Genomic DNA, 13,694 nt, shown 5'->3' on the forward strand with positions numbered 1-13,694 from the left:
CCGGGGAAGATCCGGGGCGGGCCGGGCCCGGGTCAGCTGCTGAGGCCGACCTTCTTCAGCCAGGCCTGGGCGACGTCCAGCGGGTCCTTGTTGTCCGACTGCACCTGGGTGTCCAGGTCCAGCAGGGTCGCCGTGTCGAGCTTGGCGGAGACGGCGTTGAGGGCGTCGGTGGCCGTCTGGTTCAGGGCGCTCTTGTATACGAGGGGCTGGACGTTCTCGAAGCCGAAGAGGTTCTGCGGGTCCTGGAGGACGACGAACTTCTCCTTGGTGATGGTCGGGTCCGTGCTGAAGATGTCGCCGGCCTGCACCGCGTTCTTCTTCAGGGCGGCCTGGGTGAGCGGGCCGCCCGCGTCGAGCGCCTTGAAGGACTTGAACTCCAGGCCGTAGACGTCCTTCAGGCCGACCAGGCCCTGCTGGCGGGTCTGGAACTCCGGCGAGGCGCCGATGACCAGGTCCTTGGCGATGCTCTTGAGGTCGGCTATGGAGGACTTCTCGGTGAGGTTGTACTTGGCGGCGGTGGTCGCGTTGAGCGTCACCGTGTCCTTGTCCTGCGCGTCCGCCGGGTCGAGCAGGGTCAGCTTGGAGTCCAGCTTGGCCTCGATCGCCGAGGTGGTCTCCTCGACGGACTTCGGGGCCGCCTTGGGGTCGAGGTAGGCGAGCAGGGCGCCGTTGTACTCGGGCAGGACCGAGATCGACCCGTTCTTGAGCAGACCGTAGGTGGTCTCACGGCTGCCGATGTTCGACTTGTAAGTGACCTTGACGCCCTTGGCCTTCAGCGCCTCGCCGTAGATGTCGGCGATCAGGATGCTCTCGGCGAAGTTGTTGGAGCCGACGACGACGGTGTCCCCGCTCGCCTTGCTGTCCGACAGCGGGTCGGACTTGCTGTCGTCGGAGGAGGAACAGCCCGCCAGCAGGGCCGTCGTCGCGGCGAGCGCGACGGCCGCCACGCCTCGGTATGTCCGGATTGACCTGCTGGGAAGGGTGTTGGAAGTCACGGTTGCCGTTCCGGGAGCTGTGGGAAGGGTGGGGGTGTTGCGAACCACGCGGGAGATGTTGCGCGGCACGGGGCTGTTGCGAACCACTCCCGACGATCCAATCCAGCCGGTTCTCGATCAGTCAAGTGTCTCCGGGTCACCGATTGGCTTCGATCCGTGGCCAGTTGTGGACGGAGAGCGGTCTCTTTGTAACGGATTCTTGATAAAGCGCAAGCGGAATGGGGCTTCAAGAACGCTGTAGTCTCACGGCAGTTGATATCGGTCACAGCGGTGCACGGGGCCCGCTACTCGGTGTCGTTCCGCAACAGCTCGGGGTGAAGACGCCCCCCAGACCAGACACCCTCATGAAGGAGGCCCGGTGTCCACGAACCAGGTGGACGCGCCCGTCCGGCCCGCCCAGGCGCGGGGCGGGATACGGGGTTTCGCCGACCGTTGGCCCTTCCGGCGCAAGCTCAACCTGCTGGTCGGTGTCCCGCTCGCCGTCATCGCCGTACTGCTGGCGTACGTCTTCACCGACCTGGTGCGGCAGTCCACCAGCGCGGAGGACGCCGCTCGAACGGTCCGGGACAGCGCGCAGGTGGCACGCCTCGTGGACAACGTCGAGGCGGAGCACCAGCAGGCGATCCTGCTCTCGGCGCGGTACGAGTCCGGCGACGCCAAGCCCTCGGCCGCCGCCTACCGCAAGGCCCAGGACGCGGTGGACTCCCAGGTCACGAAGGTCCGTGACGCCTTCGGCGACCGGCTGCCGGACACCGAGGCGGACGCCCTGCGGCAGGTCGAGGGCCTGTCCAGCCTGCGCGACTCGGTCGAGCAGGCCTACCTGCCGGCCGACAACATCGACCCGGCGTACAGCAACGCGTCCAACGACCTGATCGACGGCCTCGGTCTGGACCGCGACACCGACCTCGCCTCCACCTTCACCGGCAACCTGCTGGACTCGCTGCTGCGCGCGGACGCCGCCCACGGCGCCTTCGAGACCAACGTGCTCGCGGCGACCACCGGCGACACCAACGCCCTGATCGAGTTCACCAACGCGGTCGGCGCCTACGACCTCTACCAGCACCAGGCCGACCGGTTCACCCGGTTCGCCACCGAGGGGCAGGCCCGGCAGCTGGCCGACATCGAGCACACCAAGGCCCAGAGCACCATCGCCGAGTCCTTCGCCGAGCTGCAGATCGACCCGACCAAGCTGGATGCCGGCGGCCAGGACGAGATCCGGCTGGCCGTCAAGGACGCGCTCGGCGACTACCCGGCCTACCTCGACCAGGCCGCCGCCCGGCTGACCATCACCACCTCGCTCATCGGCCAGATCGCCGTCCGGGCCGACGCCGCCGCCGACTCGGCCAAGTGGCGCGCGATCTACCTGCTGAACGCCTCGCTGCTCGGCTTCGTCCTCTGGATCACCCTCGCGGCGCTGGTCCGCCGCTCGGTGATCCGCCCGGTGCAGGCCCTGACCGGGGTCGCGCACGAGGTCGCCGAGGTGGCGGGCCGCGAACTCGCCCGGGTCGCCGACGACGACGCCGAGGACTCCGGCCCGCCCCGGCTGCGGGACATGCCGGTCACCGCCCGCGACGAGATCGGTGACCTGGCCGAGGCGTTCAACCAGGTGCAGACCACGGCCGCGGCCCTGCTCGAACGCCAGGTGCTCAGCCGCCGCAACACCGCCGAGATGTTCGGCAACGTGGGCCGCCGTGTCAGCAACCTGACCACCCGCCAGCTCGCCTTCATCGACGCGGTGGAGCGGGCCGAGACCGACCCGGCGCTCCTCGAACGCCTCTACTCCATCGACCACATCGCCGTCCGCCTGCGCCGCAACGCGGACAGCCTGATGCTGCTGGCCGGCATCCGCGAGACCGTGCTGGCCGCGGGCCCGACCCCGGTGTCCAACGTCGTCCGGGCCGCGCTCGGCCAGATCGAGGGCTACCAGCGGGTACGGCTGTACGCCGGCACGGACGCCGTGATCGAGCCGGACATCATCGGCGACCTCACGCTGATGGTGGCCGAACTCCTGGAGAACGCGGTGTCGTTCTCGCCGGCCGGCAGCCCCGTCGAGGTCACCGTCCGCTCCAGCGACGCGGGCGCGCACATCGTTGTCACCGACCACGGCCTCGGCATGAGTGCCGAGCGGCTGGCGGAGGAGAACCAGCGGCTGATCCGCCGTGAGCGCCTCGACCTGGTGCCGACCAAGGTGCTCGGCCTCTTCGTGGTGGGTGCGCTGGCCCGGCGCTGGGAGATCGGCGTCGAGCTGACCCGGACCCCGGGCGGCGGTGTCACCGCCGAGGTGACGCTGCCCGCACGTCTGTTGCTGACGATGAGCGCGGTGGCGGACACCTCCGGCACCCCGATCGCCACGGAAGCGGCCGCTCCGGCGGCGGTACCGGCGTCACCCCCAGCACCGGCCGAGACCGGCCCGACGGCGGCCGTCACCGTACCGGCCGCGGCCGAGCCGGAGAGCCCGCTCCCCCGCCGGCTGCCGCGCCGCGAGGCCGCCCCCGAGCCCGCGGCACCGCAGCCCCCGCTGATCCCGGCCGCACGCTCCGGCGAGCCCCCGGCCGACGCCGATGCCGACTCCGACTCCGCCGACGGGCCCCGCCCGCTGCGCCGCCGGGTACGCGGCGCGACCCTCCGCACCACCGTCGGCGCCGCCCAGACCCTCGCCCAGGCACCGCGCACCCGCGACGCCGAGGCCGAGCGGGACGCGCTGGACGAGTTCGAGGCGGCGGTGGAGCGCGCCCGGCGCGAGAGCGACACCGGAAGCCACGAGCGGCCCAGGCCGCACATCGACCCCACGCACCCCCCGCAGGACCAGAACCACCTTCCGGAAGGAGCCGAGCAGTGAGCACGTCGACAGGTGACACCCCGACGGGCGGCGTCACGCCGACCGACCTGCAGGCGGCCGCAGCCGACTTCACCTGGCTGCTGAACCGCTTCGCGAACGAGACCGCCGGCGTGGTCGACGCGATCGCCGTGTCCTCCGACGGTCTGCTGATCGCGGTCTCGGAACTGCGTGAACGCGCCCACTCCGAACGGCTGGCCGCGATCGTCTCCGGCATCACCAGCCTGGCCGCCGGCGCGTCCGGCAACTACGGCCTGGGCGGCCTCAACAAGGTCATCATCGACCTGGAGGGCGGCCATGTCATCGTCTCCGCGATCGGCAGCGGCGCCGTGCTCGGCGTGGTCGCCGACAAGGAGGCCAAGCTCGGCAACATCGCCTACGAGATGACGTTGTTCGCCAACCGCGCGGGTGCGGCGCTCAGTCCGCAGCTCGTCCTGGAGCTGAAGAACAGCGTCGGCGTCCCACAGACGCGCTGACCGGCACCGCCGGTCGGCACAGCCGAGAAGGCCGAGAGAGGAAGACACAGCCATGGCGGACGGCACCCCGCCCCCGGGCCCGGACCCGGTCGGCCCCGCCCCCGCCGTACGGCCGTTCCTGGTCACCGCCGGCCGGGTGGCGGACAGCGCCTCCGGACCGGCGATGCCCGTCGAGACCCAGGTGGTGGCCACCGCCGCCGGGCTCGCCGTGCTGGACCGGCTCTCCTTCGAGCAGCACGACATCGTCGCCGCGTGCCGGATTCCGCAGTCGCTCGCGGAACTGGCGGCCCGGCTGCGGCTGCACCTGAACGTGGTCCGGGTGCTGGCCGAAGACCTGCGCGAGGCCGGGCAGCTGACGGTGCACGTGCCCGACTTCGAGGCCACCCACGACTCGTCCGTCCTGCGCAGGGTTATCGATGGCCTGCGGGCCATCCCCGACTCCCGAGGGGTACTCCGTGACACCGACTGACTCGCTGACCCGGGGCACCGGGCGTACGGCCGTACGGCCGCCGCTGCCGGTGAAGATGGTCATCGCGGGCGGTTTCGGCGTGGGCAAGACCACCGCCGTCGGCTCGATCTCGGAGATCGAGCCACTGACCACCGAGGCGTCGATCACCGAGGTCGCGGCGGGCGTGGACGACCTCTCGCTCACGCCGCGCAAGACGACCACGACCGTGGCGATGGACTTCGGCTGCATCACCATCGACCCGACGCTGAAGCTGTACCTGTTCGGCACGCCCGGGCAGGAACGGTTCGGCTTCATGTGGGACGACATCGTGGAAGGCGCGCTCGGCGGGCTCGTCATCGTTGACACGCGTCGCCTCGACGACTGCTACGCGGCGGTCGACTACTTCGAACACAAGGGGATTCCGTTCGCCGTCGCGATCAACGCGTTCGACGGCCGCGTCGAGCACACGCTGGACGAGGTGCGGTGGGCGCTGGACGTCGCCGAAGGGACGCCGCTGGTCGTCTTCGACGCGCGGGAACGGGGTTCTGTGCGGGATGCGCTGCTTGTCGTGCTGGAACTGGCGCTGGCGCGTAGTGGGGGGTAGTGCGGTGGGTGGGGAACTGCGGGCCGGATGTGGCCGGCCGCGCAGTTCCCCGCGCCCCTGACGGGGCGCTAACTCCGCCGTACTCCGGGAGAGACCGTCAGTCTCTGTACCGCCCAGAAGATGCCCAGCGTGGCCAGGGCCATGGCCGCCACCAGCGTGGCGCCGCCCACGACCTTCTCGTAGTTCTTCTGGTAGAGGCCGTCGATGATGTAGCGGCCCAGGCCGCCCAGGCTGACGTACGCCGCGATGGTCGCCGTCGAGACGATCTGGATGGCCGCTGAGCGCAGGCCGCTGAGGATCAGCGGGAGGGCGACCGGGAGTTCCACCTGGAAGAGGACGCGTGCCTCCGGCATGCCCATGCCCCGCGCCGCGTCCACCGGGGACGGGTCGACCGAGCGCATCGCCTCGTACGTCGTGACCAGGATCGGCGGTACGGCGAGGATCACCAGCGGGATCATCACCGGCAGCATGCCGAAGCCGAGCCAGATGAACATCAGGACCAGCAGGCCGAAGCTGGGCAGCGCCCGGCCGGCCGTGGCGATCAGGGCGAGGGTGTTGCCGCCGCGCCCGTAGTGGCCGGTGACCAGGCCGACGGGCAGGCCGATGACGGCCGCGTAGGCCAGCGCCTCCAGCGAGTACTGGATGTGTTCCCACAGGCGGGTGGGGATGCCGTCGTAGCCGTGCCAGTGGGAGCTGTCGCTGAAGAACGCGTGGATGAAGTTGAGGACGTTCACCGGGTGCTCTCCTTCGGCATCCAGGGCGTCAGCACACGGCGTACGAGGACGAGGACGGCGTCGGCCAGGATGGCCAGCACCGCGGTGGTCACGACCGAGTTCACCGCCAGTTCGGGGCGGTGGTAGATGTTCGCGTCGTTGAGCAGGTTGCCGAGGGCGCCCTGGTTGCCGATCAGCATGCCGACGCTGACCAGGGAGATGCTGGAGACGGTGGCCACCCTGAGGCCCGCGATGATCGCGGGGACGGCGATCGGCAACTGCACCTGGAAGTAGCGGCGTACGGGGCCGAGGCCCATCGCGGTGGCGGCGGCGAGGGTCTCCGCCGGGACCGAGCGGACCCCGTCCACGATGGCGGGGACCAGGACCACCAGGCTGTACACCGCGAGCGGGATCATCACCGTCGTCTCGGTCTGGCCCGTGTAGTCGATGAGGACGACGAAGAAGGCCAGCGAGGGGATGGCGTACAGGATCGTGGTGACCCCCAGCACCGGCGGGTACAGCCAGCGGAAGCGCACGCAGAGCTGGGCTATGGGCAGGGACACCAGCAGACCGGCCAGGACCGGGATGAGGGCCTCGCGCAGGTGCAGGCCGATCAGCCCGAAGTAGGTGTTCTGGAGGTCGCTCGGGATGTCGAAGAAGCCGCTCATCCCCCGACCTTCGCGTCGTCGCGGCCCTCGGCGTGGGCGGTGCGGATCGCGGCGCCGATGACCTGCTGGGAGACGACGCCTACCGCGCGTCCCTCGCCGTCCACGGCCACGGCCCAGCCGGTCGGCGAGAGGACGGAACCGTCGAGGGCGGCACGCAGCGAGTCCCGGCCGGGGACGAAGGGCCGTCCGTACGGGACCAGTTGCTCCGGGCGGATCGACCCGGCGGTCAGGGCCCTCGGCTCGCCCCAGCCGAGCGGCCTGCCGTCCAGGTCCGTCACGAGGAGATAGGGGGCGTCGGCCGTGGCGCGGGCGCCGAGCCGGGTGGCGTCGGCGTCGATCGCGACGATCGGCGCGGTCTGCAGCTCGAGGTCCGCGGACGGGAAGAAGGAGAGCCGCCGGATGCCCCGGTCGGCGCCGAGGAAGTCCTCGACGAAGGCGTCCGCGGGGTCGGTGAGCAGTTCGGCCGGCGGGGCGTACTGGGCGAGATGGCCGCCGGTGCGCATCACCGCGACCATCGTGCCGAGCTTGATCGCCTCGTCGATGTCATGGGTGACGAAGACGATCGTCTTGCCCAACTCGTCCTGGATCCGCAGAAGTTCGTCCTGAAGCCCCTTGCGGACCACGGGGTCCACGGCGGAGAACGGCTCGTCCATCAGCAGCACCGGCGGGTCGGCGGCGAGCGCCCGGGCCACGCCCACGCGCTGCTGCTGGCCACCGGAGAGCTGGTACGGGTAGCGCTTGGCGAGGGCCGAGTCGAGGCCCACCCGCTCCATCAGCTCGGCCGCCCGGGCCCGCGCCCTCTGCTTGGTCCAGCCGAGCAGCCGGGGCACGGTGGCGATGTTGTCGATGATGGTGCGGTGCTGGAAGAGACCGGCGTTCTGGATGACGTAACCCATCGACCGGCGCAGGGTGTTGACGGGCTGCGCGTGGATGTCGGCGCCGTCGAGGAGGATGCGGCCCTCGGTGGGCTCCACCATCCGGTTGATCATCCGCAGGGTCGTCGTCTTGCCGCAGCCCGAGGGGCCGACGAAGACGGTGATCGAGCGGTCCGGTATCTCCAGGGAGAGCCGGTCGACGGCGACCGTACCGTCCGGGTACCGCTTCGTGACTGAATCTATCCGTATCAAAACGCCGAATACCCTTCGGGTTTGCCAGAAAGTGCCCAGTTATCGACCACGGTCGCCGTGGCGCAGGCTGTTGTGGACAGAGTTTAAACCGGAAGTGTTTCAGCACTTTGGCGACTGACTGATCCTCTTCAGTTTGTGACCTGACCGAGGCCCGCTGTGCGACACCTGTGAGTTCGCTGATTCTCATTCCCCGCTCAGTGAAGCCTCAGGGCCGCCCCAGACCGCGCCCCGATCGTCAAGGTCATGAACGAAACGAACGCGGGAGGCGTCCGCCGCCGGTCGGTCGAGATCGTGGTGCCGGTGTCCAACGAGGCACACGTCCTCGCCGACAGCATCGGCCGTCTCGACGCATACCTCGAAGACTCCTTCCCGTTCCCGTTCCGCATCACGATCGCGGACAACGCGAGCACGGACGCCACCTGGACGGTGGCGACCGGCCCGACCCTGCGCCTGCCGCACGTCCACGCACAGCGGCTGGAGCAGAAGGGCCGGGGCCGCGCCCTGAAGCACGTGTGGAGCCGGTCCACGGCCGACGTCGTCGCCTGCACGGACATCGGCCTCTCCACCGGGCTCGACGGCTTTCTGCCCCTGGTCGCGCCCCTCCTCTCCGGCCACAGCGACCTCGCCGTCGGCAGCCGGCTGCACCGGCAGTCGGCGGTGGTGCGCGGCCCGAAGCGGGAGTTCATCTCACGCTGCTGCAACCTGCTCCTCAAGGCAGGCCTCGGCGCCTTCCCCCACTCTCGGCTGCGCTCGAGCGCGGGGACCCCCACCTCGGACGCGCAGTGCGGCTTCAAGGCCGTGCGCACCGAGGTGTTCCGCGCCCTCGCCCCGCACACCGAGGACACCGCCTGGTTCTTCGACACCGAACTGCTGGTGCTCGCCCAGCGCAACGAACTCCGCGTCCACGAGGTCCCGGTCGACCGGGTCGACGACCCCGACAGCCGGGTCGACATCGTCCGCTCCGCCCTCGACGACCTCAAGGGCATGGCCCGCATGCTCCGGGCCACCGTCACCGGCCGTACCCGCGTCCACGCCGTACCCCGCCGCACCACCGTCCCCCAGAACGTCACGCCCCTGCCCGCCGGGGCAGCCACCGCCGTCGAGCCCATGGAGTACGCGTCATGACGACCCTCGCCCCGCCTCCCGCCCCGGTCCAGGACGGCCGGCACCGGGCCGCCGCCCCGCCGGTCTCCCGCGCCAGAAGGCTGTTCCTGGGCGCCCCCGACGACCCGCGCTGGGCCCGCCCGGCCCTGTGGGCGATCCTGCTCCTGGCCACCGCCCTGTACGCCTGGAACCTCACCTCCGTCACCGGCAACACCTTCTACGACGCCGCGGTCTACTCCGGCACCAAGAGCTGGAAGGCGTTCTTCTTCGGCGCCCTGGACGCCGGCAGCTTCATCACCGTCGACAAACCCCCCTTCGCCCTCTGGGTGATGGGCTTGTCGGCCCGCGTCCTCGGGTACGGCACCTGGCAGTTGATGCTGCCAATGGTCGCCGTCGGCGTCGGCTCGGTGGCGTTGCTGTACCGGCTGGTGAAGCGGGACTTCGGGGTCGTGGCGGCCACGGTCGCGGCCCTCGTCCTGACCCTCACGCCGATCACCGTCGCCCTCAACCGCGACACCAACCCCGACCCGGTCCTGGTCTTCCTGATGCTCCTGGGCGCGGCCGCCCTGCTGAAGGCGGTGCGTACCGGCAAGCTGCTGCCCCTCGTCTGGTCGGCGGTCGCGATCGGCTTCGCGTTCAACACCAAGATGATGCAGGCGTACGTCGTGCTGCCCGCGTTCTTCCTGGTCTACCTGTGGGCCACGAACGCGTCGTTGGGCAGGCGCCTCCGCAACCTCGTCGTCGCCACGGCCGCGTTGGTGGTCAGCAGCTCCTGGTGGATGGTGGTCGTCGACCTGATCCCGGCCTCGGACCGGCCGTACATCGGTGGCTCCACCGACAACACCGTGTGGGACCTGGTCATCGGCTACAACGGCTTCGGCCGGATCTTCGGGGCGAGCTCCTCCGTCGGCTCGCAGGGCAACGGCGCGAGCTTCGGTGGCAGTTCGGGCCTGTACCGGATGTTCAACGACATCATGGGCGGCCAGATCTCCTGGCTGATCCCGTTCGCCGCGGTCGCCCTCGTCGGCGGACTCGTGCTGCGCGGCCGGGCGCCGCGCACCGACGCCAAACGGGCCGCGCTGGTGCTGTGGGGCGGCTGGTTCGTCCTGCACTTCCTGACGTTCTCCCTCGCCGAGGGCACCTTCCACCCGTACTACGTCACCGCCATGGCGCCGGGGATCGCCGCCCTGGCCGGCGCGGGCGGGGTCATGCTGTACAAGGCCTTCCGGGAGGGCTCGGCGGCGAGGTGGGGCTGGGTTCTCCCGGCCGCCGTCGGCGCGAGCACCGTCTGGGCGGTCGTGCTGCTCCAGCGGGTCTCCGGTTCCGGCACGGTGTACACGGTCGCCGAGGTGGTGGTCGCGCTGGGCGGTGCGGTGGCGGTGGCCGGACTGCTGATCGGGCGGTTCATGAAGCGGCAGCGGCTGATGGGCCTCGCGGCGGTGGCGGCGGTCGTCGCCCTGCTGGCCGGCCCGGCCGCCTACTCCGTCTCGGCGGCCACCAGCGCGAGCAGCAACGGCACCAACCCGACGGCCGGGCCCAGCACCGGTGGCGGCATGGGCGGCGGCGGTGGCCAGGGTCCGAGCGGCAGCGCGCCCGGCGGGAACGCCCCGAGCGGCTCCGGAAGCTCCACGAGCTCCGGTGGCCGGACGATGGGCGAGCCTCCGACCGGCGGCAACTCCTCGTCGAGCACGCGCTCGTCGTCCTCGTCGTCCTCGTCGTCCTCGTCGTCCTCGTCGTCCTCGTCGTCCTCGTCGTCCTCGTCGTCCTCGTCGTCCTCGTCGTCCTCGTCGAAGACCGCCTCCGGCGGTCAGACGGGTGGCGGCATGGGCGGCAGCCAGGTCGGCTCGGCGATGATCACGTACCTGGAGAAGCACCGGGACGGCGCCGCCTGGCTGGTGGCGGTGGCCACCGACCAGACGGCCTCCTCGATCATCCTGGAGTCCGGTCAGCCCGTCATCTCCATGGGCGGCTGGTCCGGCAGCGACAACGCGATGACCCTCGCCAAGCTCAAGAGCCTGGTGGAGTCCGGCAAGCTGCACTACGTCGTCGTCAGCAGCGACGGCGGCCAGGGCACGAACTCCGAGATCGCGACCTGGGTGAAGAAGCACGGCACGGCCGTGAGCGCGTACGGCGGCCTGTACCGCCTGGACGCCTCCGACGCCGGCTGATCCCCACCCCGGAAAAGAAGGCGGGCCGCCAGGAGCGGCCCGCCTTCTCGTGTCGTACCCGGGGTCACGCGGCGACCGGCAGCCCCGGCGTCCGCAGCACGGCCCGGTCCGTGTCCACCACGAACACCTCGCAGCCCGGGCGGCTCGCCGCCCACGCGGCGCCGTCCGTGCCCATCGCGAAGGCGGCCGTCGCCACGGAGTCGGCCTCCGTCAGCGTCGGCGCGACCACGGTGACGCTCAGCAGGCCGGTGGCCGGGCGGCCCGTGCGGCCGTCGACGATGTGGTCGCCGCGCTCGTAGCGCCCGGAGGTGGCCACCGCCCCGTCCGTGATCTCCAGCGCCAGGCACAGCTGGTCTGCCTGCTCGGGGTGGCGGACCCCCACCCGCCAGGGCCCGCCGGCCGCGACCACGTCTCCCCCGGCGTTCAGGCAGAACCGCTTCGCCCCGGCCGCCGACAGCAGTTCCGCCGCCCGCTGCACCGACCAGCCCTTGACCACCGCGCACGGGTCGAGGCCCCGCCCCGGCAGCCGTACGTCGAACGCGCCCCCGGTCGCCAGCCGGTACTCCTCGCACAGCGCGAGCACCTCGGCGAGGTCCGGGCTCACCTCGGACTCGGCGAGCTCACCCCGGTCCAGGCGGGAGACCTCGCTGTCCGGCCTGAAGGGGCTGAACCGCTCGTCGACCCCGCGCAGCCACGCGAAGGCGACGTCCACGGCCTCCGCGAAATCCCCCTCGTCGTCGATGCGGAGCGAGACCGGGAAGCCCATGACGTGTTCGACTCGGTTCATGATCAGCCCTTCGCGTCGATCGCGGCCTGGAGGGACTCCTTGTAGCCGTCACTGGTGATCGTCGCGCCGGACACGGTGTCGATGTCCGCGCTCTGTGCCTTCAGTGTCTCAGCGATGAGCACCGGCACCGCGGCCGTCGTCTGCGGATGGTTCGGCTGCTGGAGCATCCTCACCGCGGAGATCCTGTCGCCGGAGAAGGTCACCTGGACCTGGACGGGACCCTTGTCCGTGTTGACGGTCGTGCCCTTGACGACCGTGCCCGAAGCGGTGGACGAGGTGGCCGACGGGGTGGTGGCGGGCTCGGCGGTGGTGGACGTCGTACCGCCGATGGACGGCTCGTAGCGCCAGACGGGGATCAGGCCCGCGACGCTCAGGGCGACGACAGATATGGCTCGCTTCACGGTGTCTCTCTCATCCCGCCAGGCTGAAACGCTCGAAGTGGATCTGCGCCTTGGGCACGCCCAGGTCTCCCAGGGTGCGCAGCACCGCGTTCATCATCGGCGGCGGCCCGCACAGGAAAACGTCCCGGTCGGCGATGTCCGGGACCAGCCGGCTCAGCTCGCGCGGGGCCAGCTTGTCGGGGACGGGCGGGCCGGTGACCAGGTGGAGTTCGGCGCCCTTGGCGACGGCGAGGCCGCGCAGCTCGTCGTAGAGGACGGCGTCCCGGTCGGTGGCGACACGGTAGATGACGACCGCGTGGCCTTCGAGGTCCTCCAGGAGGGCGCGGATCGGGGTGACGCCGACGCCGCCCGCGATGAGCAGCGACTCGGGCTTCTGCCGGTGCAGGGTGGTGAAGGCGCCGTAGGGGCCCTCGGCGAAGACCCGGGTGCCGGCCTTCATGTGCCGCAGGCCGGCGCTGCCGTCACCGGCCGCCTTGGCGGTCAGGCGCAGGGTGCGGCCGTCGGGTGCGGCGGAGAGGGAGAAGGGGTTGGCCTGCCACCAGCGGTCCTTGGTGAGGAAGCGCCAGAGGAAGAACTGACCGGCCTGTGCGCCCAGCTTGTCGAGGTCACGCCCTGTGACGTACACCGAGACGACGTTGTCCGACTCGGGGACGACGGCGGATACCCGGAACTGGTGGCGGTGGTTGCGCCACAGCGGCAGGACCAGGCGGCCCAGGGCCACCGCGCCGAGCGCCACGCCCCACACCGCGTACCAGTACGCCTTCGCGGCGGACGACGCCGTGAAGGTCGTACCGACCGCGACCTGGTGGCTGAAGGCGAGCACCACGGCCACGTAGGTGTACAGGTGGATGAAGTGCCAGGTCTCGTAGGCGAGCCGGCGGCGGGCGAAGCGGGCCGAGACGGCGCCGACCACGATGATGATGCCCAGCGCGACCACGGCCCGGAGCACGCCCTCCGTCGTCTCCGCGAGGTCGACCAGCTCACCGACCGGGCCGACGCCCGCGCCGTCGGCGTAGCCGAAGCTGATGAAGACGGCGTGCGCGAGCAGCGTCCAGAGCAGGGCGAAGCCGGTCCAGCGGTGCCAGGAGGTCAGCCGGTCCATGCCGATCCGGCGGTCCAGCCAGGGCAGCCGGGCCACCAGCACCAGCTGGAAGGCCATGACGAGGGCACCGTAGAGTCCGAAGAAGCGGCCGATGACGATCAGCGCGTTGGAGGCGAAGCCGGCCTGGGCGAAGAAGCAGGCGACCACGGCCGCGTTCGCGGCGAGCACGGCGTACAGGCCCGTGCGGGCCACCACCCTGGGGCGTATCGCCGTGGGGGGCGCAGGGGGCGATTGGACGGTCGTCACGGGTGGGCAGCTCCTTGAT

Annotated in this window: 13 protein-coding genes; 6 read left to right on the forward strand and 7 right to left on the reverse strand. The window is 71.0% G+C overall.

Annotated features, from left to right (window positions below; all coding sequences use genetic code 11):
* Positions 1-32: 32 nt before the first annotated feature.
* Complete coding sequence (locus ACFY6U_RS03525; protein ID WP_390034866.1) at positions 33-995, reverse strand: ABC transporter substrate-binding protein; 963 nt, start codon at positions 993-995, stop codon at positions 33-35.
* Between the two features lie 358 nt (positions 996-1,353).
* Here ACFY6U_RS03525 and ACFY6U_RS03530 point away from each other — a divergent pair, with 358 nt between their 5' ends.
* From ACFY6U_RS03530 to ACFY6U_RS03545, 4 genes are read left to right on the forward strand one after another with little or no spacing between them, the layout of a single operon-like run.
* Positions 1,354-3,834 carry an ATP-binding protein gene (locus ACFY6U_RS03530; RefSeq protein ID WP_390034867.1) on the forward strand — a complete coding sequence of 827 codons (2,481 nt, stop codon included), beginning with the start codon at positions 1,354-1,356 and terminating at the stop codon, positions 3,832-3,834.
* Entirely contained in the window at positions 3,831-4,307 is a 477-nt protein-coding gene (locus ACFY6U_RS03535) for a roadblock/LC7 domain-containing protein (protein ID WP_351497223.1), read from the forward strand. Before ACFY6U_RS03530 ends, ACFY6U_RS03535 begins: the two co-directional genes overlap by 4 nt.
* 52 nt (positions 4,308-4,359) lie before the next feature.
* A complete protein-coding gene (locus tag ACFY6U_RS03540; RefSeq protein ID WP_089104679.1) occupies positions 4,360-4,776 on the forward strand; it encodes a DUF742 domain-containing protein in 417 nt (138 codons plus the stop codon).
* Positions 4,763-5,359, forward strand: a complete 597-nt coding sequence (locus ACFY6U_RS03545; RefSeq protein ID WP_217547088.1) for an ATP/GTP-binding protein — start codon at positions 4,763-4,765, stop codon at positions 5,357-5,359. Before ACFY6U_RS03540 ends, ACFY6U_RS03545 begins: the two co-directional genes overlap by 14 nt.
* A 68-nt stretch (positions 5,360-5,427) precedes the next feature.
* Here the strand turns inward: ACFY6U_RS03545 and ACFY6U_RS03550 are convergent, their stop codons facing one another.
* From ACFY6U_RS03550 to ACFY6U_RS03560, 3 genes are read right to left on the reverse strand one after another with little or no spacing between them, the layout of a single operon-like run.
* Complete coding sequence (locus tag ACFY6U_RS03550; protein WP_390034868.1) at positions 5,428-6,093, reverse strand: ABC transporter permease; 666 nt, start codon at positions 6,091-6,093, stop codon at positions 5,428-5,430.
* Positions 6,090-6,740: an ABC transporter permease subunit gene (locus ACFY6U_RS03555; RefSeq protein ID WP_351497229.1), complete on the reverse strand. Its 651-nt coding sequence runs from the start codon at positions 6,738-6,740 to the stop codon at positions 6,090-6,092. Before ACFY6U_RS03555 ends, ACFY6U_RS03550 begins: the two co-directional genes overlap by 4 nt.
* Positions 6,737-7,867 carry an ABC transporter ATP-binding protein gene (locus ACFY6U_RS03560; protein ID WP_351497231.1) on the reverse strand — a complete coding sequence of 377 codons (1,131 nt, stop codon included), beginning with the start codon at positions 7,865-7,867 and terminating at the stop codon, positions 6,737-6,739. Before ACFY6U_RS03560 ends, ACFY6U_RS03555 begins: the two co-directional genes overlap by 4 nt.
* A 243-nt stretch (positions 7,868-8,110) precedes the next feature.
* Between ACFY6U_RS03560 and ACFY6U_RS03565 the strand changes: the two genes are divergently transcribed.
* Both ACFY6U_RS03565 and ACFY6U_RS03570 read left to right on the forward strand, forming a co-directional pair.
* Entirely contained in the window at positions 8,111-8,992 is an 882-nt protein-coding gene (locus tag ACFY6U_RS03565; protein ID WP_390034869.1) for a glycosyltransferase, read from the forward strand.
* On the forward strand, positions 8,989-11,139 hold the full coding sequence (locus tag ACFY6U_RS03570; RefSeq protein ID WP_390034870.1) for an ArnT family glycosyltransferase: 2,151 nt from the start codon (positions 8,989-8,991) through the stop codon (positions 11,137-11,139). Before ACFY6U_RS03565 ends, ACFY6U_RS03570 begins: the two co-directional genes overlap by 4 nt.
* A 64-nt stretch (positions 11,140-11,203) precedes the next feature.
* On the opposite strand, the gene ACFY6U_RS03575 is transcribed toward ACFY6U_RS03570, so the two are convergent.
* Genes ACFY6U_RS03575 through ACFY6U_RS03585 form a run of 3 tightly spaced genes read right to left on the reverse strand, consistent with a single transcriptional unit; the run spans position 11,204 to position 13,675 of the window.
* Positions 11,204-11,926 (reverse strand): FAD:protein FMN transferase, encoded by a 723-nt coding sequence (locus ACFY6U_RS03575; RefSeq protein WP_390034871.1) that lies wholly within the window; start codon positions 11,924-11,926, stop codon positions 11,204-11,206.
* A 2-nt stretch (positions 11,927-11,928) separates the two neighbouring features.
* Positions 11,929-12,327, reverse strand: a complete 399-nt coding sequence (locus ACFY6U_RS03580) for an FMN-binding protein (protein ID WP_390034872.1) — start codon at positions 12,325-12,327, stop codon at positions 11,929-11,931.
* A gap of 10 nt (positions 12,328-12,337) precedes the next feature.
* On the reverse strand, positions 12,338-13,675 hold the full coding sequence (locus tag ACFY6U_RS03585) for a ferric reductase-like transmembrane domain-containing protein (RefSeq protein WP_390034873.1): 1,338 nt from the start codon (positions 13,673-13,675) through the stop codon (positions 12,338-12,340).
* Positions 13,676-13,694 lie beyond the last annotated feature (19 nt).

It is taken from the genome of Streptomyces sp. NPDC013157, assembly GCF_042899865.1.
Classification (GTDB): domain Bacteria; phylum Actinomycetota; class Actinomycetes; order Streptomycetales; family Streptomycetaceae; genus Streptomyces.